At 70.2% G+C, this 26437-nt stretch carries 30 protein-coding genes; 16 read left to right on the top strand and 14 right to left on the bottom strand.

What is annotated here, in order from left to right; all coding sequences use genetic code 11:
- The first annotated feature begins 144 nt into the window (after positions 1-144).
- Positions 145-1392: a hypothetical protein gene (locus tag NLX83_RS38520; RefSeq protein ID WP_254240226.1), complete on the top strand. Its 1248-nt coding sequence runs from the start codon at positions 145-147 to the stop codon at positions 1390-1392.
- Positions 1393-1431: 39 nt separating this feature from the next.
- Here the strand turns inward: NLX83_RS38520 and NLX83_RS38515 are convergent, their stop codons facing one another.
- On the bottom strand, positions 1432-1782 hold the full coding sequence (locus tag NLX83_RS38515; RefSeq protein WP_254240225.1) for a hypothetical protein: 351 nt from the start codon (positions 1780-1782) through the stop codon (positions 1432-1434).
- Positions 1783-1798: 16 nt separating this feature from the next.
- Positions 1799-2188, bottom strand: coding sequence for a RidA family protein (locus tag NLX83_RS38510; RefSeq protein WP_254240224.1), 390 nt, complete (start codon positions 2186-2188; stop codon positions 1799-1801).
- 72 nt (positions 2189-2260) lie between these two features.
- Between NLX83_RS38510 and NLX83_RS38505 the strand changes: the two genes are divergently transcribed.
- A complete protein-coding gene (locus NLX83_RS38505) occupies positions 2261-3148 on the top strand; it encodes a LysR family transcriptional regulator (RefSeq protein WP_254240223.1) in 888 nt (295 codons plus the stop codon).
- Here NLX83_RS38505 and NLX83_RS38500 read toward each other — a convergent pair.
- Positions 3121-3906, bottom strand: a complete 786-nt coding sequence (locus NLX83_RS38500) for a class I SAM-dependent methyltransferase (RefSeq protein ID WP_254240222.1) — start codon at positions 3904-3906, stop codon at positions 3121-3123. The two genes, NLX83_RS38505 and NLX83_RS38500, sit on opposite strands and share 28 nt — an antisense overlap.
- 97 nt (positions 3907-4003) lie before the next feature.
- On the opposite strand from NLX83_RS38500, the gene ligD reads away from it, so the two are divergent.
- A complete protein-coding gene (gene ligD, locus NLX83_RS38495) occupies positions 4004-4972 on the top strand; it encodes a non-homologous end-joining DNA ligase (RefSeq protein ID WP_254240221.1) in 969 nt (322 codons plus the stop codon).
- Here ligD and NLX83_RS38490 read toward each other — a convergent pair.
- Positions 4946-5791, bottom strand: coding sequence for a sigma-70 family RNA polymerase sigma factor (locus tag NLX83_RS38490; protein ID WP_308209456.1), 846 nt, complete (start codon positions 5789-5791; stop codon positions 4946-4948). The two genes, ligD and NLX83_RS38490, sit on opposite strands and share 27 nt — an antisense overlap.
- A 126-nt stretch (positions 5792-5917) precedes the next feature.
- Here NLX83_RS38490 and NLX83_RS38485 point away from each other — a divergent pair, with 126 nt between their 5' ends.
- The 5 genes from NLX83_RS38485 to NLX83_RS38465 all read left to right on the top strand — a co-directional run bounded on the left by NLX83_RS38485 (position 5918) and on the right by NLX83_RS38465 (position 9708).
- Positions 5918-6967 carry an LLM class flavin-dependent oxidoreductase gene (locus NLX83_RS38485; RefSeq protein ID WP_254240220.1) on the top strand — a complete coding sequence of 350 codons (1050 nt, stop codon included), beginning with the start codon at positions 5918-5920 and terminating at the stop codon, positions 6965-6967.
- Positions 6964-7560 (top strand): FMN reductase, encoded by a 597-nt coding sequence (locus NLX83_RS38480; RefSeq protein ID WP_254240219.1) that lies wholly within the window; start codon positions 6964-6966, stop codon positions 7558-7560. Before NLX83_RS38485 ends, NLX83_RS38480 begins: the two co-directional genes overlap by 4 nt.
- 29 nt (positions 7561-7589) lie before the next feature.
- Positions 7590-8141 (top strand): hypothetical protein, encoded by a 552-nt coding sequence (locus NLX83_RS38475; RefSeq protein WP_254240218.1) that lies wholly within the window; start codon positions 7590-7592, stop codon positions 8139-8141.
- Positions 8142-8751: 610 nt separating this feature from the next.
- Positions 8752-9330 (top strand): DinB family protein, encoded by a 579-nt coding sequence (locus NLX83_RS38470; RefSeq protein WP_254240217.1) that lies wholly within the window; start codon positions 8752-8754, stop codon positions 9328-9330.
- 15 nt (positions 9331-9345) lie between these two features.
- Complete coding sequence (locus NLX83_RS38465) at positions 9346-9708, top strand: ArsC/Spx/MgsR family protein (protein WP_254240252.1); 363 nt, start codon at positions 9346-9348, stop codon at positions 9706-9708.
- Here NLX83_RS38465 and NLX83_RS38460 read toward each other — a convergent pair.
- Both NLX83_RS38460 and NLX83_RS38455 read right to left on the bottom strand, forming a co-directional pair.
- On the bottom strand, positions 9701-10558 hold the full coding sequence (locus NLX83_RS38460) for an ADP-ribosylglycohydrolase family protein (RefSeq protein ID WP_254240216.1): 858 nt from the start codon (positions 10556-10558) through the stop codon (positions 9701-9703). The genes NLX83_RS38465 and NLX83_RS38460 overlap by 8 nt on opposite strands.
- Before the next feature lie 46 nt (positions 10559-10604).
- Positions 10605-11684, bottom strand: coding sequence for an FAD-dependent monooxygenase (locus NLX83_RS38455; RefSeq protein WP_254240215.1), 1080 nt, complete (start codon positions 11682-11684; stop codon positions 10605-10607).
- 68 nt (positions 11685-11752) lie between these two features.
- Between NLX83_RS38455 and NLX83_RS38450 the strand changes: the two genes are divergently transcribed.
- Entirely contained in the window at positions 11753-12430 is a 678-nt protein-coding gene (locus NLX83_RS38450; protein ID WP_254240214.1) for a TetR/AcrR family transcriptional regulator, read from the top strand.
- Here NLX83_RS38450 and NLX83_RS38445 read toward each other — a convergent pair.
- From NLX83_RS38445 to NLX83_RS38435, 3 genes are read right to left on the bottom strand one after another with little or no spacing between them, the layout of a single operon-like run.
- On the bottom strand, positions 12400-13089 hold the full coding sequence (locus NLX83_RS38445; protein ID WP_254240213.1) for an ArsR/SmtB family transcription factor: 690 nt from the start codon (positions 13087-13089) through the stop codon (positions 12400-12402). The two genes, NLX83_RS38450 and NLX83_RS38445, sit on opposite strands and share 31 nt — an antisense overlap.
- Positions 13086-13838: an isocitrate lyase/PEP mutase family protein gene (locus NLX83_RS38440; protein WP_254240212.1), complete on the bottom strand. Its 753-nt coding sequence runs from the start codon at positions 13836-13838 to the stop codon at positions 13086-13088. The genes NLX83_RS38445 and NLX83_RS38440 overlap by 4 nt, the downstream gene beginning before the upstream one ends.
- Positions 13835-14581, bottom strand: coding sequence for a cytochrome P450 (locus tag NLX83_RS38435; protein ID WP_254240211.1), 747 nt, complete (start codon positions 14579-14581; stop codon positions 13835-13837). Before NLX83_RS38435 ends, NLX83_RS38440 begins: the two co-directional genes overlap by 4 nt.
- A gap of 54 nt (positions 14582-14635) precedes the next feature.
- Between NLX83_RS38435 and NLX83_RS38430 the strand changes: the two genes are divergently transcribed.
- A complete protein-coding gene (locus NLX83_RS38430) occupies positions 14636-15451 on the top strand; it encodes an AraC family transcriptional regulator (protein ID WP_254240210.1) in 816 nt (271 codons plus the stop codon).
- Between the two features lie 2 nt (positions 15452-15453).
- Here the strand turns inward: NLX83_RS38430 and NLX83_RS38425 are convergent, their stop codons facing one another.
- Positions 15454-16605: a 4-hydroxybenzoate 3-monooxygenase gene (locus NLX83_RS38425; RefSeq protein ID WP_254240209.1), complete on the bottom strand. Its 1152-nt coding sequence runs from the start codon at positions 16603-16605 to the stop codon at positions 15454-15456.
- 157 nt (positions 16606-16762) lie between these two features.
- Between NLX83_RS38425 and NLX83_RS38420 the strand changes: the two genes are divergently transcribed.
- The 4 genes from NLX83_RS38420 (at position 16763) to NLX83_RS38405 (ending at position 21925) form a co-directional block, all read left to right on the top strand.
- The gene (locus tag NLX83_RS38420) at positions 16763-17758 is read left to right on the top strand and encodes an ABC transporter substrate-binding protein (protein ID WP_254240208.1); all 996 of its coding nucleotides are present in this window, start codon (positions 16763-16765) and stop codon (positions 17756-17758) included.
- 58 nt (positions 17759-17816) lie between these two features.
- The gene (locus NLX83_RS38415) at positions 17817-19178 is read left to right on the top strand and encodes a pyridoxal phosphate-dependent decarboxylase family protein (RefSeq protein WP_254240207.1); all 1362 of its coding nucleotides are present in this window, start codon (positions 17817-17819) and stop codon (positions 19176-19178) included.
- A 105-nt stretch (positions 19179-19283) separates the two neighbouring features.
- Positions 19284-20411: a S1 family peptidase gene (locus NLX83_RS38410; RefSeq protein WP_254240206.1), complete on the top strand. Its 1128-nt coding sequence runs from the start codon at positions 19284-19286 to the stop codon at positions 20409-20411.
- Between the two features lie 74 nt (positions 20412-20485).
- The gene (locus NLX83_RS38405; protein WP_254240205.1) at positions 20486-21925 is read left to right on the top strand and encodes an SDR family oxidoreductase; all 1440 of its coding nucleotides are present in this window, start codon (positions 20486-20488) and stop codon (positions 21923-21925) included.
- Here the strand turns inward: NLX83_RS38405 and NLX83_RS38400 are convergent.
- Positions 21904-22842 carry an endonuclease/exonuclease/phosphatase family protein gene (locus NLX83_RS38400; protein WP_254240204.1) on the bottom strand — a complete coding sequence of 313 codons (939 nt, stop codon included), beginning with the start codon at positions 22840-22842 and terminating at the stop codon, positions 21904-21906. The genes NLX83_RS38405 and NLX83_RS38400 overlap by 22 nt on opposite strands.
- A gap of 128 nt (positions 22843-22970) precedes the next feature.
- On the opposite strand from NLX83_RS38400, the gene NLX83_RS38395 reads away from it, so the two are divergent.
- Positions 22971-23696, top strand: a complete 726-nt coding sequence (locus NLX83_RS38395; protein WP_254240203.1) for a lysophospholipid acyltransferase family protein — start codon at positions 22971-22973, stop codon at positions 23694-23696.
- Here NLX83_RS38395 and NLX83_RS41685 read toward each other — a convergent pair.
- Entirely contained in the window at positions 23693-24286 is a 594-nt protein-coding gene (locus tag NLX83_RS41685) for a TetR/AcrR family transcriptional regulator (RefSeq protein WP_305884230.1), read from the bottom strand. The two genes, NLX83_RS38395 and NLX83_RS41685, sit on opposite strands and share 4 nt — an antisense overlap.
- Before the next feature lie 139 nt (positions 24287-24425).
- On the opposite strand from NLX83_RS41685, the gene NLX83_RS38385 reads away from it, so the two are divergent.
- Positions 24426-25598, top strand: a complete 1173-nt coding sequence (locus NLX83_RS38385; RefSeq protein ID WP_308209454.1) for a cytochrome P450 — start codon at positions 24426-24428, stop codon at positions 25596-25598.
- Positions 25599-25604: 6 nt separating this feature from the next.
- Here NLX83_RS38385 and NLX83_RS38380 read toward each other — a convergent pair whose 3' ends face one another.
- Both NLX83_RS38380 and NLX83_RS38375 read right to left on the bottom strand, forming a co-directional pair.
- A complete protein-coding gene (locus tag NLX83_RS38380) occupies positions 25605-25790 on the bottom strand; it encodes a hypothetical protein (protein WP_254240202.1) in 186 nt (61 codons plus the stop codon).
- 209 nt (positions 25791-25999) lie between these two features.
- Positions 26000-26248: a hypothetical protein gene (locus tag NLX83_RS38375; RefSeq protein ID WP_254240201.1), complete on the bottom strand. Its 249-nt coding sequence runs from the start codon at positions 26246-26248 to the stop codon at positions 26000-26002.
- Positions 26249-26437: the final 189 nt, after the last annotated feature.

Genomic DNA, 26437 nt, shown 5'->3' with positions numbered 1-26437 from the left:
CGACACGCTTGCCGCCCCTCCGCGCAGGAATCGCCTTTATGGGCAGCGCCCAACTGTTGTTCAGCGCAATCAGATTGTAGAAAGCGAGTATCGCGGGTCGTTAGCGTCACGGGCCTGGGGTTTTCCAGTGAAAGGACTGCCGTTGTGTCCCTGTCACGCATCTCGAAACTGCTGACCGTCGTCGCACTGGCCGGAGCGTTCGCGACCCCCGGTGCTCCTTGGGTGGCCATGGACAACCAGTCGAAGGAGCACGGCAAGTCCCCGTCCGGGATCGACTTCGACTCGGCGAGCAGCGGATGGGTCGTCGGTGATCACACCGACCACGCCAGCGGGAAGATGACCGCGCACATCAAGCGGTGGGACGGCGCGAAGTGGTCGGACTCGGCCATCGGCGATCTCGCGGGCAAGGACGTGACGCTGACCCAGGTCGCCGCGGTCAGCGGGACCGACGCCTGGGCCGCGGGCGTGCCCATCTCCGTGGCGCAGCTGCGGAAGGCGACGCGCTCGCCGCGGCCCGCCTCGGCCCTGCCGTTCCGCGATCGGCAGCGCGGCCTCCAGGCCGGACTGGTGTCGGCGGTGGGCACGCCCTACGCCCTGACTCGCTGGGACGGGCAGAAGTGGGCCACCGTCGCGGCACCGCAGCCCGGCGCTGACAAGGACGCGCTCGTCTCGGACCTGGAGCGGGTCGGTGACCACGCGCTCGCGGTCGGCCTCGAGCGCAAGATCGACCCGCAGACCGGTGTCCCCTCCGAGCAGGTGGGCTTCCTCGATCGCTACGCCGGTGGCGCGGTGCAGCGGCTGGCGTTGCCCACGGAGCTGACCGCCAAGCCCAGCGCGGTGTTCAGCGTGACGGGCGCTGGCGCCAACGACGTCTGGATCTCCGGCGCGTTCGTCACGCCGGAGAAGGACACCCCGTACGCCGCGCACTGGAACGGCACGACGTGGACGGTGCACGAGCTGCCGGTCACCGCGACGTTCCCCAACGGCTGGAACGCCGACCAGATCGTCACCATGGGCGGCACCGTCTACGTGTCCGGCCGTTCCCTCTACGAGGACGGCACGCTGACCACGGGCTACCGCTTTGACGGCAAGGCGTGGACGGAGTGGACCGGCCGCGGCCTCGCGGAGATCAACGACCTGTCGGTGCGCTCGGACAACCGCGCCTTGGTCGCGGGCGGCTGGCCGACCCTGACGAGCAACATCAGCCAGTACGCCACCTTCGACGGCACGGCGTGGACCAGTCACGAGCAGCCCGCCGCCCTCGCGGGCAAGGACGGCCAGGTGCTCGGCGTCGCCTACCTGCCGGGCACCGACCGGGCCATGGGCGTGGGCTACACCAACGACGACAGCGAGTGGGGCGGCGCCTACTACGTCACCGCCAGCAGGTCCTGATCCTCGCCGCGGCGGCGCCCCGACCGCCGCCGCCGCGGCCTACTGCATGCCCTTGCTGAGCCGGACCAGCTTCGGCCCGCCGGGGCCCAGCTCGATCAGCCCGTCCTTGTGGCCGCCCAGCGCGGAGGCGATCTCCGCGAGCAGGGCGGTCATCATCTGTTCTGCGGTCTCCTGGCTCTCCGCGCGGCCGACGACGTACTCCTCGGCCGGATCGCCGAGCAGCCGGGCCAGCACGGTGAACCGGTGCGCGGCCAGCACCGTCGTCCCGGCGGGCGGGTGCTCCTTGGCCACCCGCAGCGCCATCACCAGGTCCGCGCGCACCACGCCCCGGTCCTCCGCGGCCAACCACACCTGCGGCATGCCCGGCGACGACATCTCACGCCAGCTCATACCCTGACGGTAGCCGTCAGGCGTCCGGCACGCGCGCGTCCACCTCGATCTCGATCTTCATCCGCGGGTCGGCCAGCCCGCACACCAGCATGCTCGCGGCGGGCCGGACCGCCTCGAAGCGGCGGCGCAGCGAGGGCCAGCACGGTTCGAAGTCGGCCCGGTCAGGCAGCAGGTACCGGACGCGGACGACGTCGGCGAACGTGCAGCCCGCCTCGGCGAGCGCGGCCCCGATGTTGTCCAGGCACCGCTCGGCCTGCTCGACGACGTCCTCGGAGATCGTCATCGTCGCGTAGTCGAACCCGGTGGTCCCGGAGACGTGCACCCAGCCGTCCACGACCACCGCGCGGGCGTAGCCGATCTCGTCCTCGAACCGCGCCGAACTGCGGATCACTCGTCGTTGCCTCACCCGTGGAACGCTAAGTGACCAGTACTGATACGTCCAATACGCACATGTGCCACCTGTGATATCCCTTGAGATATGGACCGTCCCGAGCTGGCCCTCCACCAGCTGCACGCGTTCGTGGTGCTCGCCGAGCTGCGCCACTTCGGCCACGCCGCCGACCGGCTGGGCATCGCGCAACCGCCGCTGAGCCAGCAGATCCGCAGACTGGAGGAGAAGGTCGGGTTCCCGCTGTTCACCAGGGCACCCGGGCGGGTCGAGCTCACCCCCGCGGGCGCCGAGCTGCTGCCCGCCGCGCGGCGGGCCCTCGACGCCACCGAGTCCGGCCTCGTCGCGGCCCGGCGGGCAGGCGGGGGCGAGGTGGGGCGGCTGCGGATCGGCTTCGCCGCGTCGCTGGCGCTGACCATCCTCCCCGGGCTCGTGCGCGCCTACCGCGAACGGTTTCCCGCCGTGGAGACCGAAATCCACGAGATGACCACCGCGCCCCAGATCACCGCGCTGCGCGAGCGAGCGATCGACGTCGGCTTCGTCCGCGAGGTCGTCGCCGAACCCGGGCTGGCGTGCGAGCCGGTCCTGTCCGAGGGCTTCGTCGCCGTCCTGCCGACCGGGCACCCGCTCGCCGACCTCCGCGCCGTCCCGATCACCGCGCTGGCCGGGGAGGAACTGGTGCTGCTCCCCCGCTCGGCCGGGGCGGGCGTGCACGACCGCATCGTGAACCTGTTCCGGGACAACGGTGTCGAGCCGACCATCGGGCAACGGGCGGTGGAGTGGCAGACCGCTTGCGCGTTCGTGGCGGCCGGGATGGGCGTCTCCGTCGCACCGGCGAGCGTCCGGCGGACGCGGCTCAGCGGCGTGGTCTACCGGCGGCTCGACCCCGACACGGCGCGCACCGTCGTCGCCGTCTGCTGGCGCTCCACCGACCAGAACCCGTTGGTGGATCAGTTCGTGGCGCTCACCACGAAGTAGTCGGCCAGCCCGGCGCGGTACGCCTTGAGCCAGTTCCGGCCCCAGCTGTCGTGGTACTGCGTCTGCGCCACCCAGGTGTCGAAGCCGAACCAGACGTTCTCGCCGATGCTCTCGATCCGGACGTCGGTGAAACCCGCCGCGGCGAGGTCGGCGCGGAAGCGCTCGATCGGCACCGCGAAGTCGATCTCGTCGTCGATGGTCTCGATCAGCGAGCGGAGTTCGCCCGGCGCCTCGTCGGTGGTGGCGAAGAACGTCGCCAGGCTGAGCTTCCCGCCGGGGCGGAGCACGCGGTGGGCCTCGGCGGCGAAGGCGGCGAGATCCTCGAAGTGCTGGGCCACCTCGACGGTGTAGAGCTTGTCGAAGCTGTTGTCCTCGAAGGGCATGTCCAGCGCGTCGCCCTGCCGGAGGTCGAGCTGCTCCTCGTTGCGGGCGCGGGCGCGTTCGAGCTGCGCCTCGGAGAAGTCCAGGCCGACGAGCGCGCCCGGCCGGAACTCGCGGAGGGTCAGCGCCGCGCCGACCCCGATGCCGCAGCCGACCTCCAGCACCGCGTCCGAGCCCGTGACGCCGAGCCCGCCGACGACCTTGCGGTAGAGCGCGGCCTGGCTCTCGGTGCGCTCCTCCAGGGTGATCGGGCGGCCGTCCGGCACCGACTCCCAGTAGCCGTAGTTGATGAAGTTGCCGGAGAACAGCTCGAACGAGCCGAGATCCACATCCCCGTACATCGCCGCCCGCTTCGCGGCCGCACCGCTGTCTGACACCGTGACCTCCCCGAGTCGTTCCCAACCTAGCGGAGAACGGGCGGAGCGCCGCCCCGTTGAGGTTGCCTCCGCGCGACACCGTGGGCATGGTGGGCCGATGGCCAGTGAAGAGGTGCGCGACGAGGTCAAGCTGACCAATCTCGACCAGCCGCTGTTCGAGGGCGCCGAGGCGACGAAGCGGGATCTCGTCGACTACCTCGACGGCGTGCGCGAGCGCCTGCTGCCGCACGTGAACGACCGCCCGCTGTCGGTGGTCCGCGTGCTGCGCGGCCAGAAACCGTTCATGCAGAAGAACGTCCCGAAGTACACGCCGCCGTGGGTGCGGACCACGCAGATGTGGGCGGAGGCGTCCAAGCGGCGGATCTCCTACGCGCTGTGCGACGACCGGCGGACGCTGTTGTGGTTCGCCAACCAACGCGCCGTCGAGTACCACCCGACGCTCGGTTTCTCCGCCGACATCTATCGGCCGACACACCTGGTGCTCGACCTGGACCCGCCGGAGGGCGGTGATTTCCGGCTCGTGGTCGAGGCCGCGCTGCTGATCCGCCAGGCGTTGGCCGACTCCGGGCTCTCCGGCGCGGTGAAAACCAGTGGCTCCAAGGGAGTTCACGTGTTCGTACCCGTCGACGACCACGCTCCGGTCGACGACGTCGCCGCCGCGACGAGGGCGGTCGCCGCGCGGGCGGAGCGCATCGACCCGGTGCTCGCGACCACGGCGTTCATCCGCGAGGACCGCGCGGGCAAGGTGTTCCTCGACTCGACCAGGGCGGGCGGCGCCACCGTGGTCGCGGCCTACAGCCCACGCGTGCGACCGGGGACCACGGTGTCCTTTCCCTTGTCCTGGAACGATCTCGACCAGGTCACGCCCGCGGAGTTCACCATGCGGTCGGTGCTCGGATCACTGGGCGTGCGCGATCCGTGGGACGACGAACTGCCGAAGCCGCAACGCCTTCCTGACGACCTCATCGCGGAGGGTCACACCATCCCGGTCGCCCGCGTCCAGGCGATGCAGGAGGGCAAGCGCCGCGCCAAGGCCCGCTCAGCCGCCCAGGACGCGGATGGTTAGCCGGTTCGGGTCGACGATCACGTCGTAACCGGTGACCCGATCTCCCTCGACGGTGACCGCGAGCGCGAGCAGCAGTCGCCCGTGCGGAGCGACGACCGCGCCGACCTGCCCGTTCACCAACGCGACTTCGGCGAAGCGCGCCCGGCGACCGAAGATCCGCGTCTCCTCCGCCACGTCGCGAGCACCCCGGACCTCCACCGGCAGGCCCGTCTCCGGGGCGACCCGGCGGACCACGCCGGGGGCCAGCACCGCGAGCAGCGCGTCGATGTCGCCGCCGCGAGCCGCCTCCAGGAACGCTTCGACCACGTGCCGGTTGCGGGCGAGGTCGGGGGCGGACAGCTCGGGTGTCCCATGAACGCGTGACCGCGCGCGGCTGGCGAGCTTCTTCGCCGCGGCCGGTGAGCGCTCCAGGGTCGACGCGATCTGGTCGAACGGCACCGCGAAAAGGTCGTGCAGCACGAACGCGATCCGCTCCGCGGGGCTCAGGGTGTCGAGCACCACGAGCATGGCCCGGCCGACCGAGTCGACCAGTACCGCGTCGTGTTCCGGCGTGTTCGGGTCGGCCAGCTCCGGCGGGTGGCCGGTGGGGTCCTCGCGGCGGTTCTTGCGGGCGCGCAACATGTCCAGGCACACCCGGGACACCACCGTGCGCAGCCAGGCCGCGAGGTTGTCGATGCCGTCCGTCCGGCTCAGCCGCAGCCAGGCTTCTTGTACGGCGTCCTCCGCCTCGGCCGGGGACCCGAGCATCCGATAGGCGACCCCGTGCAGGTGTGCGCGCTGCGCCTCGAACCGCGCGGCGAGCTCGTCACGATCGTTCACATCCCCATGACGAGGCCGGGCCCCGGTGTGTGACACCTGGGTATGTGGAACAACCGGGAGAGCGGTACTGTTGACCTCGGCAGTAGTTGAACTTTCTACTACCTGTTCGAGTCCCAGGGAGCTGTCATGCAGTTCGGCCTCTTCACCGTCGGCGACGTCACCACCGACCCCACCACCGGGCGGACCCCGTCCGAGGCCGAGCGGATCAAGTCGATGGTGGCCATCGCGTTCAAGGCCGAGGAGGTCGGGCTCGACGTCTTCGCCACCGGCGAGCACCACAACCCGCCGTTCGTGCCGTCCTCGCCGACCACGATGCTGGGCTACATCGCCGCGCGCACCGAGAAGCTGATCCTGTCCACCGCGACCACGCTGATCACCACGAACGACCCGGTGAAGATCGCCGAGGACTTCGCGATGCTGCAGCACCTCGCCGACGGCCGGGTGGACCTGATGCTGGGGAGGGGCAACACCGGCCCGGTCTACCCCTGGTTCGGCAAGGACATCCGCGACGGCATCGACCTGGCGATCGAGAACTACCACCTGCTGCACCGGCTGTGGCGGGAGGACGTGGTCGACTGGGAAGGGCGGTTCCGCACGCCGCTGCACTCCTTCACCTCCACCCCGCGCCCGCTGGACGGCAAGCCGCCGTTCGTCTGGCACGGCTCCATCCGCAGCCCGGAGATCGCCGAACAGGCCGCCCACTACGGCGACGGCTTCTTCGCGAACAACATCTTCTGGCCCAAGGAGCACTTCCAGCGCTTGATCGAGCTGTACCGGCAGCGGTTCGAGCACTACGGCCACGGCAGCGCCGACCAGGCCATCGTCGGGCTCGGCGGGCACGTGTTCATGCGGAAGAACTCGCAGGACGCGGTCCGGGAGTTCCGGCCGTACTTCGACAAGGCCCCGGTGTACGGGCACGGTCCGTCGCTGGAGGAGTTCACCGAGCAGACCCCGCTGACGGTCGGCAGCCCGCAGGAGGTCATCGACAAGACGCTGACCTTCCGCGAGTACTTCGGCGACTACCAGCGCCAGCTGTTCCTGCTGGACCACGCCGGACTGCCGCTGAAGACGGTCCTGGAACAGCTGGACATCCTCGGCGAGGAGGTCCTTCCCGTGCTGCGCAGGGAGTTCGCCGCACTCCGCCCCGCGCACGTTCCCGCGGGCCCGGTCCGATGACCACGATCGCGGTGGTGTCCGCCGGCCTGAGCGAGCGCTCCTCCACGCGGCTGCTCGCGGGCAAGCTCGCGTCCGCCGTCCAGGACTCGTTGCCGCACAAGGCTTCCGTCGAGATGGTCGACCTGCGCGAGCATGCCCACGACGTGATCAACGCCCTGCTCACCGGCGTGCCGACCGGCGCGCTCGGCGGGCTGGTGCGCACCGTCGCCGACGCCGACGCGCTGATCGCCGTCACGCCGGTCTTCAACGCCTCCTACAGTGGCCTGTTCAAGTCGTTCTTCGACATCCTGGAGACTGATTCCCTTGCGGGGAAACATGTTCTTATGGGTGCGACCGGCGGGACCGAGCGGCATTCACTGGTGCTGGAGCACGCGCTGCGGCCGATGTTCGCCTACCTCAGGGCCGTCGTGGTGCCCACAGCCGTGTACGCGGCCACCTCCGACTGGGGTGGCGCTTCCGGCTTGGAGAAGCGGATCGCGTTGGCGGGCAAGGAACTCGCCGACCTGCTCGCGCACCGCGCCCCGTCCGCGAAGCCCGACCGCTACGCGAACGTGACCCCTTTCGCGGAACTCCTCGGCGGACTGCGAAAGTGATGCCCGTCGTGTCATGGAGTTCAGTCCGCGTGCGGGAGCGTGGCTCAGGCGACAAGGGAGTGCTTGTCGCACAAGGCAAGGATGAGATCGCCGCTCTCGCGCACCTGCTCGAAGTGGACGACACCGCCGAGGCGTTCCTCTGCATGTGCTGGGGCGACTTGGAGTTCGTCGTTCACGGCCCGTCGACGGAGACCCTGGTCCTCCACCTCGACGGTTCCCTCGCTTCCAGGCAGGGCGATCAGCTCCCGCTCGTCCGTAGCGCGGAACTGGTGCAGTGGCTGATCTCCCGACGCTTCTTGTCGCCCACCGGCTCGCCGCTCGCCCGCGCGTTCTGGGGTCTCGCCCCGAACGTCGACTTCGCCCTGTCCGGCCCCGATCTCACCCAGATCGCAGGCAGGTTCGCCCGTGCTTACTGGTCTGTCCGAAGCGTGTCCCCTACGTCGTACGAGATCACCGGCGAGTGGGCGCATCTTGCCGTTTCCTCTCGCGACAACGACTACGTCCTGTCCGGTGTGGCCGTTCCCGAGAAGCTGCCGCGCCTGCGGGAGGTTCTGGTCGAGCTGAACCTGCTGCCCAGTTAGGCCTGTCCTGTAAGTCCTCAAGCACTCCGCACACCACGTAAACTGAACCCATGCACCCCACGCGCCCGGCCACCCCATCCCCCGCGCGCGCCGTCTAGAGAACCCCGTTTCGTACTCATAACGGGAAAAAGAGCGCTCCCATAGCCCGTTTTGAGTACGAAACGGGAATTTGGGCTGCGGTGGCGATGTTTGGGACGGCGAGCACGGGGGCGTGACGGTTGCTGGGGACCACTTGCAGGACACGGACTAGGGAGCTTTGGCGCACGACTCCGGATGACGTCGTCCGCGTCAGAAGGGTGCGGGTTCGGCGATCGGTTCCGTTTCGTGGACCCTGCCGCTGGGCGTGGTCCACACGTGCCGTCCGTCGTCGAGGTTTTCGCAGCGTCAGCTGGACTCATGCTTCATCAAGCAAATCACCATGGGGCATAACCACATTCCATGGTGGATGAATAGTCGATCATGGCTCTAAAGGATGAATTCCCAGGCGCCCCAAGGCATTCGCAAGCCAAGCGCAACGCAAGCCAAACAACCCAACCCATCCAGGCTGCCCCGTCCAAAGCCAAACGCGACCCCGGTCCAACCGCAAGAAAAAGCGGCTAGCCTGCGACGCATGACACCGATCGCAGCCGACCTCCAGCGCTACCTCCAAGCCTCCCGCGACTCCTTGCTCCGCTCGCTCGACGGCCTTTCCGAGTACGACATCCGGCGCCCGGTGATGCCCAGCGGTACCAACCTGCTCGGCCTCGTCAAGCACCTCGTCGGCATCGAGCTCGGCTACCTCGGCGACTCGGTCGGCCGCCCGGCGCCGGTGGCGCTGCCGTGGAACGAGGACGGATCGGTGTGGGAGAACGGCGACATGTGGGCGAAGGCCGACGAGAGCCGCGAGTACCTGACCGACTTGTACCGGACGGCGTGGCGGCACGCGGACGAGTCGATCAGCACTCTCCCCCTCGACGCGCCGGCGAGCGTGCCGTGGTGGCCGGAGGAGCGCAGGCAGACCACGTTCGGGCACCTGCTGGTCCGCGTTGTCGCCGAGACGGCGCAGCACGCGGGGCACGCCGACATCGTCCGCGAGACGATCGACGGGCGCGGCGGGCGGGACCAGGACGGCGTCGGCGGCGAGGACTGGTGGAACGGCTACGTCGAGCGCGTCCAGCGCGCGGCGGACGAACACCGCGCCAGCGAATAGTATCCGCGTGTGAGCATGGAGATCTGGATCAACCCGGCGTGTTCCAAGTGCCGCTCCGCGCTGTCCCTGCTGGACGCCGAGGGCGCGGACTACACCGTGCGCTACTACCTCCAGGACCCGCCGACCGTGGCGGAGCTGGAGCGCGTGCTGGACCGGCTCGGCCTGGAGCCGTGGGACGTCGCGCGCCTCGGTGAGCCGGTCGCGGCGGAGCTGGGCATGAAGTCGTGGGAGCGGACTCCCGAGGCGCGGGCGCGGTGGGTCGAGGCGATGGCCGCGAACCCGAAGCTGATCCAACGCCCGATCATCACCGCCGAGGACGGCACGGCCAGCGTCGCCCGCACCCCCGAGGCGGTCCGGGCGGTGCTGGACCTCAGCTGAATGGCGGCAGTGGCTCGCACGACTCCAGCCACTCCCGCGGCACGTAGTCGAGGCCGGTGCGGGCCGCGACGACCCCGCCCACGATCGCGCAGGTCGTGTCGACGTCACCCCCGGCCGCCGCGGTGGCCCACAAGGCTTCCACGAGGTTGTCGAGGTGTCTGGCCGCGCACCACAGGGCGAACGGCACCGTGTCCACAGCGGAGATCCGGCGTCCGGTGCCGAGCGTTCCGCCCGCGTTGCGGGAGTCCGTGTCGAACCGGATGCGCCCCGCTCGCACGAGCCCGGCGCGCACCTCGCTCTCCGGCAACCGTGAGACCACCTCACCGAGCAGGTCCACCCCAGCCACTCCGCGCACGCCCAGTGCCGTCGCGACGGCGACCGCGACCGCGCCGGTGATCGCTTCCGAGTGCGCGTGCGTCACTCCGGCCGATTTTCCCGCCTGCACAACGAGTTCGTCGAGGTCGTCGGCGAACCACGCGCCCAGCGGGGCCACCCGCATGGCCGCCCCGTTGCCCCACGAGCCCTGGCCGTCGAACTGCCGCCGGGCCACGTCCCGCCATGACTGTCCACTGTGGATAGCCGCGAGGACGTCGTGCATCGTGGCGCCGTAGCCGCGGTGCGGTTCGGCCGTGTAGGTCGCGGCGAACTCGGCCGCGAGCGCGTCCTGGTTGACCGCGCCGTGCTCGCGCAGCACCCGGAACAGGGCGAGCGCCATCGCCGTGTCATCCGTCCACGGCCAGGGTGCGGGCGCGACCCGGCGCCGCCGGAGGTCGCCCTCCGGCGCGAACCACGTCTGCCCGAACGCGTCGCCCAGCGCCAGGCCGCGCAACGAGGACTCACTCCGGGACATGCCCCGATCGTGCCTGCTGGAGCCGCGGAACTCACGAACTTTCTCGTCACGGCGCCCAGTCCAGCACCGGCGCCATGGAACGGGAGAAGCTCGACCGCGGCAGCATCCGCAGCACCGTGTTCCTGACCCCGACCAGCGCGGGTGCCGCCCAGTGCGCGATCACGCCGAGCCGGTGCGAGCGGCGCACCACCATCTGCGTGCGCGGCCTGCGGAGCCGGTCGTACTCCGCGAGCCCGTCCGCTGCCGCGAGCACCACGGCGTCTTCGAGTGCCTGGCACGCGCCCTGCCCGAGGTTCGGCGTCATGGCGTGCGCGGCGTCCCCGACCAGGGCGGCCTTGCCCGCCACGTAGGAGCTCAGGTTCGGCAGCTCGTAGGTGTCGTGCCGCAGCAAGGCCGTCCCCTCCACCGCGTTGACCAGCGCCGGAATCGGATCGTGCCAGTGCGCGAAGCGGCGGCGCAGCTCGTCGGCACCGCCCTCTTCGCCTTCCGGCGCGTTGACCACCGCGTAGAAGTAGGTCCGCCCGTCCGGCAGCGGCGAGTACCCGAACCGCTCGCCCCGCCCCCACGTCTCGACGGACTCCCGGACCGGCACGTTCGAGATCGCCCGCCAAGTGCTGTAGCCCGCGTAGCGCGGCGCCGGTGCCTCGCCCCAGACCGAGCGCCGGGTGATGCTGCGGATGCCGTCCGCGCCGACCACAAGGTCCCCGGTCGATGTGCCGCCCGAGTGCAGCACCGTGCCGTCGCGCCGTACCTCGTGCACGTCCACGCCGGGGCGCAGTGCGTCGGCCGGGATCGCCGCGTGCAGGATTTCCAGCAGGTCAGCGCGGTGCACCATGGCCCATTGCCCGTAGCGCCGCCGGAGCTCACCGGGGTCCGTGCGGGAGAGCCAGCGCCCGGAGGGAGCCCGGATTCCCGCGGGCGCCTCGGTGGAGGCGCGCTCGCGGACCGCGTCGCCGAGCCCGAGCGCGTCCAGCGCACGCAGCGCGTTCGGCTGTACCGCCAGGCCCGCGCCCACCTCGCCGAACTCCGCCGCGCGCTCCAGCACCTCGACCTGCCACCCGCTCCTGGTCAGCGCCACCGCGCTGGCCAGCCCGCCGATCCCACCGCCGACCACGACCGCCCTCATGTGTCCCCTTAGAGCCTCTAGGTTTCCTTAGGGCTATTAAGCAAACATAGACCGCCTAAGATGTCAACGTGACCACGAGCAGGCGGGACCGCGTCCGCAAGGCGACCCTTGACGAGATCCACGACGCCGCGCGCAGGCTGCTCACCACGAAGGGCCCCGCAGCCGTGACGATCAACGCCGTCGGGCGCGAGGTCGGCATCAGCGGGCCCGCGCTCTACCACTACTTCTCCGGCCACGACGAGCTGGTGAACGCGATGACCGTGGCCTTCCTCGACGAGCTGACCGACGAGCTGCGGACCGCGGACGGGTTCCTGAACACCTGCCGCGCGCTGCGCGACTGGGCGGTGGCGCATCCCGCGGAGTTCGGGTGGATCTTCACGAGACCGGTCGTGGCGGGTGCCGCGCGCTACGCCGCGGGCATGCGCTTCGAGCAGGTCATCCGGGACCAGGTGGTCGCGCTGTGGCGGGAGAAACCGTTCCCCGTCCCCGATCTCGCCGACCTGGCGCCCGGCCTGCGCGAGCAGCTGGTCAGCTACTCCGAGGTGATCGGCGGCGAGCTTCCCCCCGCGGCCGTGCACGTCGTCCTGACCTGCTGGAGCGGCCTCTACGGGTTGGTGTGCATGGAAGTCCTGCACCAGCTGGACTTCGCCTACTCCGACATGGCGCCCGTCTTCGAGGAACACCTGCGGGGACTGGCATCGCGGCTCGGCATCGCCTACAGCTCGGCAGGCTCGACGCCGAGGTGACGGTGTAGTTCGTCGAGGCCGAGCGGGGTCACGCGCACGGCGCGTTGGGAGCCGATGCGCACAGCCCACCCGCGCTCCAACACGGCGCGGCACAGGTGCGCGGCGGCGGGACCGGCGAGGTGGTCGCGGCGCTCGGTCCAGTCCAGGCAGGATCTGACGAGTGGCCGTTTCTCCTTGCTGGGCAAGGAGATCTCCAGGACGGCGAACCAGTCCAGCCCGGCGCCGGTGAGCGCGAAGCCGGTGTCGCGGCGCAGCAGTCCGCGCGCGGACATCGCGTCGGTGATGGCCACGCCCAGCCGACCGGCGAGGTGGTCGTAGCAGGTTCGCCCCCTGGCCAGCGCGGCGCTCGCCCGGTGCTGGCGGAGTCCGGAAACCGGAGCGGGCCGCACGTGCGCGGACATCGTCTCGATCAAGCGCGCCACGTCGTCGTCGGCGAGGCGGACGTAGCGATGCCGCCCTTGACGGCGCTCGTCAAGGAGCTTTCCGGCGACGAGCTTGGAGATGTGCTCGCTCGCGGTCGACCGCGCGACCCCGCAGAGCTGGGCCAACTCGCCCGCGGTCCACGCGCGCTTGTCGAGCAGGGCCAGGCACATGGCTGCTCGCGTCTCGTCGGCGAGCAGCCCGGCCAAAGCCGCCAGTTCCGGTCCCACACCGGTCATAGTCCCAGCATCTCCACGACGTCGCCGTAGCCGGGGACGCCGGGCGCCACCGGCCGTTCGTCCCGCACGGCGAGCGCGGTGGCCACGGTCGCGTGCACGGCGGCGCGGAACAGCAGCGAGCCGGTGCTGATCCGGCTCACCCCGAGCGCGGCGAGTTCGGCGACGGTGTGCTTGCCCGGCAGGAAAAGCAGGTTCAAGGGAGCGTCCACCTGCTCGACCACGGTGGCGATCTCGTCGGGATCGGTCATGCCCGGCACGAAGATCCCGTCAGCTCCGGCGTCCACATAGGACTCAGCGCGCACCAGGGTCTCGTCGAGCGAGGAGTCGCCGAGCCAGTAGGTGTCCGTGCGCGCGTTGACGAAGAGCCCGGGGACGCTGTGCTTGATCGCCTCGATCAGGCCGCACAGGATCTCCGGCGCCATCATCGCGTCCTCCAGGTTCACCCCGACCGCGCCCGCGTCGGACAGGCGCACCGCCAGCTCGGCGACCTGGGCCGGATCGGAGCTGAACCCCGACTCGATGTCCACCGTGACCATGCCCAGGCCAGCGATCAGCTCGGTCAGCGCGATCGTCTCGGCACGCGCCGCACCCGTCGCATCGGGCAGGCCGTGCACCGCGGCCACGCCGAGGCTCGTGGTGCCCACCACCGGAAAACCCGCGTCGAACAGCGCGGCGGCCGACGCGTAGTCCCACGCGTTGGGCAGCAACAGCGGCGCACCGCGGCGGTGCAGGTCGGCGAACGCGCTCATCGGGAACTCCCTTCCAGGACACCGGCGGCGATCGCCAGCGCGTGGTTGTCACCGGGGCAGGGCCGCAACCCCACGCCGAAGGTCAGGTGCCGCTTGTTGCTCGGACGACGGACGTCGAAGGTCGAAGGATCGGCGAACACCGTCGGATCTCGGTTCGCCGCAACGAGATCCAGCTCGACAAGCGTGCCGTCCGGGCGCTGTCTCCGCAGCACGGGAATCGGCGGCGAATGCCGAAGCGTCTCCGCCAACACCGCTTCGGGTTCACCGAAGTCCTTGTACGGCAACGCATTCCTGATGAGTCCCGCTGTCGACGCGCAGGCTTGGACGAGCAGGCAGGCGCGCGCGGCGGTGGGCTCGTCGCGGACCCCGCCCAGCGCCGCGAGGAGAGCCGCGACCGCCGCGTCGTCGGCGGGAGTCGGTTCGACCGGCGGCAGGTAGGCGCGCGCCGCCGCGACGACGACCGCCGGGTCGACGATGACGCTGAGCGCTTCGGCCAGCACCTCCACGGCCGCGGTCTCCGGGGCGCGCCCGCGAGCGCTGCGCCGGAGAGCGTCCGGCGAGAGCGCGCGGAGCGGCGCCTCGACCAGGGCGCGACGGCGGGAGTGCGCGGCCCCGGAGCTGAAGCGGCACACGGCGGAGCGCAGCCAGCCGAGCGCGGAGTCGCGTCCGGGAGGCGGCGGTACGGTCAGGCGGTCATCCGCCAAAGCGGCGCTGACCTGGTCGTATGTCCTCAGAACGAGCATGTGGAGACAGTAGGCCGGAAACGGTTCGGTGGCCGCCGAACGTACGGTGTGCACATGGCGATCGCCGAGCCCGCGCACTACTGGCGGCATCCGAGCGTGCCCGAGTTGGACCTGCTGGCCGCTCGGTTCGTCCGGCACGCCTTCACCAGGCACAGCCACGACACCTACGCGATCGGCGTCGTGCAGAGCGGGGTCGAACTGCTGCTGGTCGGGTCCGGGACTCGGCGGATCGGTGCGGGCGGGATCACCTGCATCAACCCCGGCGAGGTGCACGGCGGCCACGCCGCCGACGCGAGCGGGTGGGCCTACCGCGTGCTCTACCCGACCGTCGAGCTGGTGTCAGGGGTCGTGCGGGAGCTCGGTGGTCCGGCGGGAACTCCCGCGTTCACCGGCGAGACGAGCTATGACCGCACCGTGGGCGAGGCGTTCCTGAGCGCGCACCGGGCGGCCGAGCATGATGACCACCTCACCTCGGAAACCCTGCTGTACCAAGCGATTCAGCTGCTGTGGCGAAGCCGCGGCACCCAGGCCCGCGCAGCTTCGCAGAGCCGCCCCGGCAACCGAGTACTTGACTGTGCCCGTCAAGTACTGATGGACCGCATGGCCGCCCCACCGAGCCTGGACGAGCTGGCCGCCGAAGTGGGGCTCGGCCGGTTCGCGCTGCTCCGAGGCTTCCGCGAACGCTTCGGCCTGCCCCCGCACGCGTACCTCAACCAGGAGCGCGTCCGCCGCACCCGCGCGCTGCTCGACTCCGGCCGCCGCCCCGCCGAAGCCGCGACCGAGGTCGGTTTCGTCGACCAGGCCCACCTGTCCCGCCACTTCCGCCGCATCCTGGGCGTGGCTCCCGGCGCCTACCTCCGCGGCCGCTGAGCTCACATGAGCCCGACGTAGTTCTCCGCGAACCAAGCAGCCGAAGTGGCGGAACTGAACAGGTTCTCCAGCCGGATGCGCGCCGTCCGGTCCCCGAACGTGTCCCCGGTGCCGTGGATCGCCGTGGTCATCCACTGCGAGAACTCCTGGCACCGCCACACCCGGCGCAGACAGGTCTCCGAGTACCCGGCCAGGCCCGAGTCATCTCCTTGGTAGTGCTGGACCAACGCCCCCGCGAGCACCTCTGCGTCGTGCAGCGCCAGGTTCATCCCCTTCGCCCCCACCGGGGTGATCACGTGCGCGGCGTCGCCGAGCAGGTACAGCCGCCCGTAGGCCATCGGCTCCGTCACGTGGCCGCGCATGTCGACCACGCCCTTCTCGATGATCCGCCCCTCGGTGAGCGCCCAGTCGGAGCCGGGCACGGCGAACCGCTCGTGCAGCTCCGCCCAGACCCGTTCGTCGGGCCACGCCGCCGCGCTGTCGTCGGCGGGGCACTGGAGGAAGAAGCGGCTGATGGTGGGGCTGCGCAGCATGTGTCCGGCGAAACCCTTGGGGTGCAACGAATAGATGACGTGCTCCGTCGACGGCGGCACCTCCGCCAGCACTCCCAGCCACGCGATCCCGGGCTGATGCGAGAACTCCCGGATGCCCCCGGCGGGAATGCTCGACCTGGACACCCCGCGGAAGCCGTCGCAGCCCGCGATGAACTCGCAGCCGAGCCGGTGCTGTTCGCCGTCTGCGTCGGTCCACGTCACCGACGGGTTCGGTCCGGCGATGTCGTGCGGGGCAACGTCCTTGGCCTCGAACCGGATGTCGCCGCCACTGTCCACAAAGGCCGCGATCAGGTCCTTGACCAGCTCCTGCTGGGGATAGACGTAGTGCGTGCGCCCTTCGTAGAGATCGCTGTACGGCAGGGTGAAGCGCTTTCCGTCGATCCGGAACTCGCAGACACCGTGCGGCGCACCGAGTTCCAGCAACCGATCCGCGAGGCCGTGGCGCCGGAGTGCCTCCACGGCGCGGTACTCCAACAGCCCGGCCCGAGCCCGGTTCTCCACGTAGTGGCGGGACTGCCTTTCCAGCACGACACAGCGAACACCGGTGCCGCGCAACAGGTTCGCGAGCGCGAGTCCGGCCGGTCCGGCACCGATGATCACGATGTCCGTAGCGACGGTATCCGCCTGGACGGAATGGTACTGAGCCAACATCCACTCCCGTGCTCGGACCCGGTATAAATGCGCGAATTGAGCTTAGCCCGCTGGAGGCCAGCGACCAAGCAAATGCGACTGGCATCTTATCGGGAGAGTATCCACTATGCTTGGACGACGTGGTCGTCTTGCCCTCGGCCTGGCGGGCACCATCGCCTTGCTCGGTTCGATTTCCGGCTGCGGACTGCTTGCCGGGACAACACACTCGCCCGAGGACGGCACCGCGAAGGTCGAGAAGCCCGTAATCACGGTCGGCCTGATGCCGATCATCGATGTGGCCCCGGTGCACATCGCGCTGAAGAAAGGGTATTTCGCCCAGGAGGGCCTGACCATCGAGAGCAGGACCATCCAGGGCGGCGCGGCCGGTATTCCGGGGCTGGCCGGTGGCAGTCTCGATTTCTCCATCGGCAACTGGGTGTCCTTCTTCCTCGCCCAGTCGAAGGGGATCGACCTCAGGCTGGTCTCCGACGGCTACCAGGCGCGGCACCGGATGTTCATGATCATGACCGTGCCCGGTTCCCCGGTCAGGGTGCCCGCGGACCTGGCGGGCAAGCGGATCGCCCTGAACACCATGGCCAACATCACCGAGCTGACCGCCCGCTCGACGCTGGACGCGTACGGGGTCGACCCGAAATCGGTCACGTTCAAGGAGTTCCCGTATCCGGACATGCACGCCCAGCTGGTCAGGAAAAACATTGACGCGGCGCTCATGATCGAGCCGTTCATCACCCAGGCCGAACGGAGCATCGGCGCGGTTCCGGTGGTCGACACCGCGGCGGGACCGACCCAGGACATTCCGGTCGCGGGATATGCCACCAACGCGAAGTTCGCCAAGGAAAACCCGAAGACGGTGGCCGCATTCCAACGCGCGCTGCTGAAGGGGCAGGCGGACGCGAACCGCCGCGCGGAAGTGGAGGCCGTTCTTCCGCACTACGCGAAAATCGATCCGCAGACGGCGAGTCTGGTGCATTTCGGCAGCTACCCCATGAACCTCGAACAGAGTCGGCTCCAGCGGGTGGTCGAACTCATGAAGATCTTCGGCATGCTCAGCCAGAACCAGCAGTTCGACATCAAGTCGATGATCGTCGAGTATCCCCGGTAATCCGGCCGCGCAATAACGTACAAGACGGCGGGCGCGCGGGGTTCCTAGCCTCGCGGGCATGATCTTCGAGTCCTGGGACCCGGACCGCGCCGAGCTGGCCGCGATGATGGCGGGCGTCGGTGAGCTCGCCGCCGACTTCCTCGAAGGGCTGCCCAGCGCGCCCGCGTCGAACCTTCGGCCCCGCACGAAACCGTTCGACCCGCCGAGCGAGAAACCGGGCGAGTTCGCCGAGCTGCTGGAGATCTTCAAACAGGCGGCGGGCAACGCGGTGGAGACGGCGGGGCCCGGGTACCTCGCGTACTTCCCGGTGGGCGGGCTGGTCTCCTCGGCGCTCGGCGAGTTCTTGTCGTTGCTGGTCAACAGGTTTACCGGCGTGGCGTCGATGGCCCCGGACCTGGTGGCGATGGAGGACAGCGTCGTCGACTGGCTCTGCCGGGAGTTCGCGCTCCCGGCGAGCGCGGGCGGGTTCATCACGACGGGCGGCTCCCTGGCCACGCTCTCGGCGGTCGTGGCGGCGCGGCAAAGCAGGCTGGGGGAACAGCACGGCACCGGAACGATCTACGTCACCGAGCACACCCACCTGTGCGTCGCGAAGGCCGCGCGGATCGCCGGGCTGCGCCCCGACCAGCTGCGGGTGGTGCCGGTGACGGAGGACCACCGCATGGACCCCGAAGCCGCCGAGGACATGATCGCGAAGGACCCCGCGCCGTTCCTGCTGGTCGGCACGGCGGGCAGCACGAGCACGGGCACCGTCGACCCGCTGGACGAGCTCGCCGCGATCGCGGAGCGGCACGGCATGTGGTTCCACGTCGACGGTGCCTACGGCGGCGGTTTCCAGCTGACGGAGCGCGGGCGGGCGAAACTGCGGGGAATCGAGCGCGCGGACTCGATCACGATCGACCCGCACAAGACGATGTTCCTGCCCTACGGCACCGGAGTGCTGCTCGTGCGCGATCAGGAGACCCTGCGCGCCGCGCACACGGCCGACGCGAGCTATCTCCAAGACCTCCAACGTGATCCGTGGCCGCCGGACTACTGCGACTTCGGCCCGGAGCTGACGCGGGAGTTCCGCGGACTGCGCATGTGGTTGCCGTTGCACCTGCACGGAGTAGCCGCGTTCCGCCGTGCGCTGGATCAGAAGCTGGACCTCGCCCAGGTGGTGCACCGCGAACTCAGCGCACTGTCCGAAGTGGACGTCCCAGTGCACCCGGACCTCACCGTCAACGTCTTCCGGTTGCGCGAGGGCGGCGACGAGGAGAACCGGCGACTGCTTGAGCAGATCAATGCCACGGAAAGGGTTTTCCTGTCCAGCACCCGTTTGCGTGGTGAGTACCTGCTCCGGCTGTGCGTGCTCAGCCATCGCACCGAACCGGAGCGCGTGGCCGAGGCGTTGTCGATCGTTCGGTCGTTGGTTCGGTAGCCACCAACGAGGTTCGGCGGCTAATCTCCCCACTACGAGCCAGCCCCGGCGTGATGCCGCCGCGCCGGGTATGCGCTCCTCATCCCCTGCTACATGAGGAGCATCATGAAGCGGCACGTTCTCCTTGGCATGTCCGTACTGGCCGTGACGTCCGTGATGACCGTCCCGGCCAACGCACAGGAACTCTCCCCCGGCCTGGTCCCGGCGATGCAGCGCGACCTCGGGCTCACCGAATTCCAAGCCCGGCAACGCATCCGCCAAGAAGCTCAGATCCGCGCGATCGACACCAACGCGGAACGAGCCGCCGGAGCCGCGTTCGGCGGTTCCTGGTTCGACGCGGCGAAGGGCAAGCTCGTCGTCGGCGTGACCGACGAGAAAGCGGCGAACGCGGTGCGCGCCACGGGTGCCGAGGCGACGAAGGTGGGCCGGACCGCCGCGGAACTCAATGCCGCACAAGGCAAAGTCGACGCGGCCGCGAGAAGCAGGAAAGCCCCCGACGCGGTGCACAGCTGGCACCCGGACCCGAAGTCGGGCAGCGTCGTAGTGACCGTGAGCGCCGAAACGCCGGAGGTCGAGTCGTTCCTCACCGAAGCCCGCAAGGCCGGGCCGGTCACGGTGCGCAGAACGACCGCGCCGCAACCGAAAACCTATGCGGCGGGCACGGTCGGCGGCGATCCGTACTACGTGCCGGTGTCCGGCGGGTATGTCCGCTGCTCGATCGGATTCTCCGTGCACGGCGGTTTCGTGACCGCGGGCCACTGCGCGGGCGCGGGCGCCAACACGCAGGGCTGGGACTGGTCGACCCAGGGTCAGTTCGCCGGATCTTCCTTCCCTGGCAACGATTACGCCTTCGTCCGCACCGGCCACGGCTGGTGGACGGTGCCGGTCGTGCTCGGCTGGGGCGCGGTGTCCGACGTCCTGGTGCGCGGCCAGTGGGAAGCGCCGGTGGGCAGCTCCACCTGCCGCTCCGGTTCGACGACGCACTGGCGCTGCGGGCAGGTGCTGGGCAAGAACGAGACCGTCAACTACGGCAACGGCCAGCTGGTGCACCAGCTGATCAAGACGAGCGCATGCGCCCAGGGCGGCGACTCCGGCGGCTCGTTCGTCACCGGCGACCAGGCCCAGGGCATGACCTCCGGCGGCTGGGGCGACTGCAACTCCGGCGGGGAGACCTGGTTCCAGCCGCTGACCGAGGTGCTCAACGCCTATGGGCTGAGGCTGCATACGGCGTGACCTGGACGGCCGTCGTCTCGGACCCCGTACAGTCTTTGCGGCAGGTACGGGATTCGAGACGACGGTAAGTGGTTATGACGACGGCGGACGTGGAGACGGTGGGCATCGACCCGGCGAGGCTTGAGGACTGCCTCAAGGTCCTGGCGGAGGCGGACGACCTGCCGCCGGATCACCCGGACGTCGTCCGGCTCCAACGCGCGACATCGCGGCTCTACAAGGGCGTCAAGAAGCGCAAGCGCACCGTCCGGCGCGATGCCGTGACCGCCGCGGACAACGCGGTGACCGCCGCGACCGCGACCGGCTCCCCCACGCGCATCGACGACGAGACCGAGGGCATTCCGCTGGTCTCCAACGCCACCGGGGCGACCGCGGGCACCCTGCTGCGCGCCCGCGCCTGCTACACGTGCAAGAACCGCTACCACGAGGTGGACGCGTTCTACCACCAGCTCTGCCCGCCGTGCGCGAAGCTCAACCGCGACCGCCGCGACGCGCGGACCGACCTCACCGGGCGCCGCGCGCTGCTCACCGGCGGGCGGGCGAAGATCGGCATGTACATCGCGCTGCGGCTGCTGCGGGACGGCGCGCACACCACGATCACCACGCGCTTCCCCAACGACGCCGTGCGCCGCTTCGCCGCGATGCCCGACAGCGCGGACTGGCTGCACCGGCTGCGCATCGTCGGCATCGACCTCCGCGACCCCGCGCAGGTGGTGGCGCTGGCCGACTCGGTGGCCGAGCAGGGCCCGCTGGACATCCTGATCAACAACGCCGCGCAGACCGTGCGCCGCTCCCCCGGCTCCTACGCCCCGCTCGTGGCGGCCGAGTCCGACCCGCTGCCCGCGGGCGAACTGCCGGAGATGATCGCCTTCGGCCACATCAGCGACGCGCACCCGTTGGCGCTGACCGAACTCACCAGCAGGAGCCACCTGGACGTGACGAGCCTGGCGCTGCGCGCGGGTTCGGCCTCCCTGGAGCGGATCGCCGACAACACCGCGATCGACGCGGGCGGGCTGGTCCCGGACCTGCACGAGGTCAACAGCTGGACGCAGAAGGTGGAGCAGGTCGAGCCGCTGGAGATGCTCGAAGTCCAGCTGTGCAACGCCACCGCGCCGTTCATCCTGGTCAGCAGGCTGCGCCCGGCGATGGCCGCCTCGACCGCGCGGCGCAAGTACGTCGTCAACGTCTCCGCGATGGAGGGCCAGTTCAGCCGCGCCTACAAGGGGCCGGGCCACCCGCACACGAACATGGCCAAGGCCGCGCTGAACATGCTCACCAGGACCAGCGCGCAGGAGATGCTGGACAACGACGGCATCCTGATGACCGCGGTGGACACCGGCTGGATCACCGACGAACGCCCGCACCCCACCAAGATCCGCCTCGCCACGGAGGGCTTCCACGCGCCGCTGGACCTGGTGGACGGCGCCGCGCGGGTCTACGACCCCATCGTGCGCGGTGAGGCGGGCGAGGACATCTACGGCTGCTTCATGAAGGACTACGAGCCCTCGGCCTGGTAGGCCAGCTCCGCGACCACGGCGCGGTGGTCCGTCCCGGGCAGCGTGTGCTCGGAGGCGGACACCGCGCGCAGCGCCCGCCCGTGCAGCACGTGGTCGATCTGGATCACCGGTCGATCCGCGGGCCACGTCGGCGCCCACCCCCGCCCGAGTTCGGCGTGCGCGTCGACGAGACCCGCCGCGAGCAGCTCGCGCATGGGCGTGTGGTCCAAGGTGGCGTTGAAGTCGCCCAGCATCACCACGTTCGGCCCGGCCTCGGCGCGCAGCGCGCGGAGATCAGCCGTCCAGGCCGCGGGTTTCTCCACGGGCCAGAGCGTGTGCACGCCGATGATCCGCACCGGGTGCCCGCCGACCACGACCGTCGCGGTGGTCTGCGGCCAGGTCGTCGGCTGGTTCACCAGACCGCCCGCGGTGAGCGGCAGCCGCGAGTAGATCGACGTGTCGATGTCCGGGTGCAGCTCGCGGTGCGGCATCAGCTCACGCATCCCCGCGTCGTCCAGCATGCCGACGCCCTTCGGCCCGAGTTCTTGCACCGCAAGGACATCCACCTTCTGCGCGCGCACCAGCTCGACCAAGGCGCGCATGTCCACGTTGCTGCGCAGGGCGTTGCTGGTGGCCACTCGGAGCCGGGGCGCGTCGGCGGCGATCTCCGCGCCGTTGGCCACGAACCGCGGTGCGAGCCAGAAGACCTGGAGCGCGACCAGGGCCGCCGCGGCGAGGGTGAGCCACCGGGCGCGCACCGCCAGCACCGCGGGGAAGACGATCAAGGTTCCGACCGCCGCGTAGGGCAGGCCGGAGACGGGCAGGGCCAGCGAGGTGCCCGCGTCCAGCCCGGCGATCCGTACCATGACCAGCGCGAACACGGCGACGAGCGCCACCGCGCAGACCACGACGACAACCTTGCGAGTCTTGGATTCCACGATCAGTGGACGTCGCCGGGGGTTCGGGGTTGGCGGTAACGTGACCCAGGCCATAGTGCACGCGGCTCAGCACACCCTAACTTCGTGATGTCCGGTTTCCCCTGCTCCAGATCGGTCGACAAACACACATGGCTGAGATCGTCTACCCCCCGGTGATCACACTGGCGAAGACCCTGTTCCGCGTGCTCGACCTGCGGATCAAGGTCGAGGGCGCGGAGCACGTCCCCAACGAGGGCGCCGCGGTGCTGGCGAGCAACCACGTGAGCTACCTGGACTTCATCTTCTGCGGCCTGGGCGCCCAACCGGCGAACCGGCTGGTCCGCTTCATGGCGAAGAAGGAGGTCTTCGACAACGTCGTGGCCGGGCCGCTGATGCGCGGGATGCACCACATCCCGGTCGACCGCAAGGCCGGCGAGGCCGCCTACGACCAGGCCCTGGCCGCGCTGCGCTCCGGCGAGGTGATCGGCGTCTTCCCGGAGGCCACGATCAGCCGCTCGTTCACCGTGAAGGAGATCAAGTCCGGCGCGGTCCGGATGGCCGCCGCCTCGGGCGCCCCGCTGATCCCGATGGCGGTCTGGGGCACCCAGCGGATGTGGACCAAGGGCCGCCCGCGCGCGCTGGGCACGCGGCACCTGCCGATCACCATCCTGATCGGCGAGCCGCTGCACCCGACCCCGGAGCAGGACCCGAACGAGGTCACCGCCGAACTGCGCGCGCGCATGGCGGAGCTGCTGGACAGGGCGCAGCGCGGCTACCCCGAAACCCCCGCGCCGGACCAGACGTGGTGGCAGCCCGCGCACCTCGGCGGCTCCGCGCCGACCCCGGAGGAAGCGGCCGAGCTGGACGCCCGCTAGCCGCGCAGCTCGGGCAGCGGCGTCGCGCCTTCCGGGCGCAGCCCGTCGAGGAGCAACCCGAGGTAGCGGCGCCAATCCCAGTCCGGCGCGCGCACGATGCGCAGCGCGCCGAGCAGCATGTAGGCGATGGGCGGCAGGTCCTCCGGCGTGAGATCGGCGCGGACGGCACCGGCCGCCTGGGCGCGCGCGACGATCTTGGTGAAGTTGGCGAAGTAGTGGTCCTGGATGCCGTCGGCGAGGTTGTGCATGCTCTTCGCCGCGAGGAACGTGCACTGCTCCTCGCAGGCCAGGCCCATCGCCGCCTCCAGCGAGGACACCACTCCCCGCCACGGGTCCGGGTCCACCAGCGCGGTCTCCAGCACCGGGGCGACCCGCTCTTCGTAGCGCCACAGCAGCACCGCGCGCACGAGGTCGTCCTTGCTCGGGAAGCGGCGGTAGAGCGTGGCCACGCCGACCCCGGCCCGGCGCGCGATCTCCTCCAGCGAGACCTCCGGCCCGTCCTCGGCGAAGGCCTGCCGCGCCGCCAGCACCAGGCGTTCCGCGTTGCGCAGGGCGTCCGCGCGGAGGGGGCGCTGACCTGGGTCGTTCATGCGCGGCACGGTATCAGATGAGAGCTGGCTATCAGTTGTGCTAGCTTCGGGGAGGAGCTAACCGAGAGTTCCATATCGGATTAGCGGTTGACCCCTCCACACGAACGGGACCGCGATGACCGAGAGCACCATGTCCGCCATGACCGAAGCGCCCGTGCACATCCGGCGCGACGCCTTCGACCCCGTCCCCGAGCTGGCCGAGCTGCGGGAGAAGAGCCCGGTCAGCAAGATCCGCACCCTGTGGGGCGGCGAAGCGTGGCTGGTCACCCGATACGACCTGATCCGGGAGGCGCTCGGCGACGCGGCCCGGTTCGCCAACAACGCCCGCCACGCCGTCGAGGTTCCGCCCTTCGTGCAGCCGGAGAGCTCCGCGGGCATGCTGCTCAACTACGACCCGCCGGAGCACACCAGCCTGCGCAGGCTGCTCACCCCGGAGTTCACCGTGCGGCGCATCCGCAGGCTCCAGCCGCGGATCGAGGCGATCGTCGAGGAGCACCTCGACGCGATGGAGCAGGCCGGGCCGCCCGTGGACCTGGTGCAGGCGTTCGCGCTGCCCATTCCCTCGTTGGTGATCTGCGAGCTGCTGGGCGTGCCCTACGAGGACCGCGACGACTTCCAGCGGCTGAGCGGCCTGCGGCTGGACATGTCACTGCCGATGGAGGAGCGGATCGCCGCGACCAGGGCTTCGCTGGCCTACATGGCGAAGCTGGTCGAGGGGCAGCGGTCGGCGCCGGGCGAGGACATGATCGGCATGCTGATCCGCGAGCACGCCGACAAGGTCACCGACGCCGAGCTGGTGGGCGTCGCCGATCTGCTGCTGCTCGCCGGGCACGAGACCACGTCGAACATGCTCGGCCTCGGCACGCTCAAGCTGCTCCAGCACCCGGACCAGCGCGCGCTGGCCGAGTCCGACGAGCACATCGAGGCGGCCGTCGAGGAGCTGCTGCGCTACATGTCGATCACCCATTCCATCGCTCCGCGCTGGGCGGTCGAGGACACCGAGCTGGGCGGCGAGCGGATCGCCAAGGGTGACCTGGTGGTGTTCTCGATCCCGGCGGGCAACCGCGATCCGGCGATCGGCGAGAACCTGGACGCCCTGGACATCGGCCGCAAGACCGCTCCGCACCTGGCGTTCGGCCACGGCGTGCACCACTGCCTCGGCGCGCCGCTGGCCCGGATGGAGATGCGCGTCGCCTACCCCGCGCTGCTGCGGCGCTTCCCGAAGCTGCGTCCCGCCGTGCCCGTGGACGAGGTGGAGTTCCGCACGTTCTCGATCGTCTACGGCCTCGCGTCGCTGCCGGTCACCTGGTAGCTCGGGTCACGTCGTTCCTCGGTCGAGCCGGTCCAGCGCCGCCCGCAGGAACGCGTCCCGCCGGGCGGTCAGCGTCGCGCCGTCAAGGTCGTCGCGCCCCTGGTCCTGGATCGTCGATTCCCAGTCGATCAGGTCCGGGGGCGTGGCCAGCGCCGCCACCACGTCCCAGTAGGGCTCGTCCGCCGGGGGCAAGCCCGGCCCGCTCCCGCCACCCCGCCGACACGACCTCCGCCGCTCCGCTGCCGAACATCAGTTCCACGTCGCACCGCAGTGACCCCAGGTCCACCCCGGGATGCCCGGCTCCCGCACAGTCCCAGTCCACAATGGACGTAAGATCCCCGTGCACGAACACCCGCGCCGACGCTGGTTCGCGAAGCCCCTCCACCGCCGGAATCCGGCTGCTACCCGCCACCACCGTCAGCAGCATCAGCCCTTCGCCGACCGCGATGAGCCTCGGCGCCAGGATCTCCGTTCTCTTCCGCCAACCGCAGCGCCGCCACTTCGGTGTCGAACCCGTCCCCGCCGCGCAGCACCGCTTCCGCGCCGTCGTCGAACCGCAGCAACCACGGCGCACCGCCTTCACGGAGACCTCGCGAATCCACCACCCGCTGGCCGACCGCGCTTTCCGCCCACGCCAACGCCGCTTCCATGTCCGCAGCCTATTGAGGCCCTAGAAGGGGGCGGGTTCCGCGATCGGTTCCGCTTCGGTCTCGGCGGTCTTCCCGTTGGGTGTGGTCCACACGTGCCGTCCGTCTTCGAGGTTTTCGCACTTCCAGTTGGATTCGTGCTTCATCCGGTGGTGCCTGCGGCACTTCGGCCGGAGGTTGCTGATGGTGGTG

This window comes from Allokutzneria sp. A3M-2-11 16 (assembly GCF_024213555.1).
GTDB lineage: Bacteria > Actinomycetota > Actinomycetes > Mycobacteriales > Pseudonocardiaceae > Allokutzneria.
This window is presented reverse-complemented; position numbering and strand designations above follow the sequence as displayed.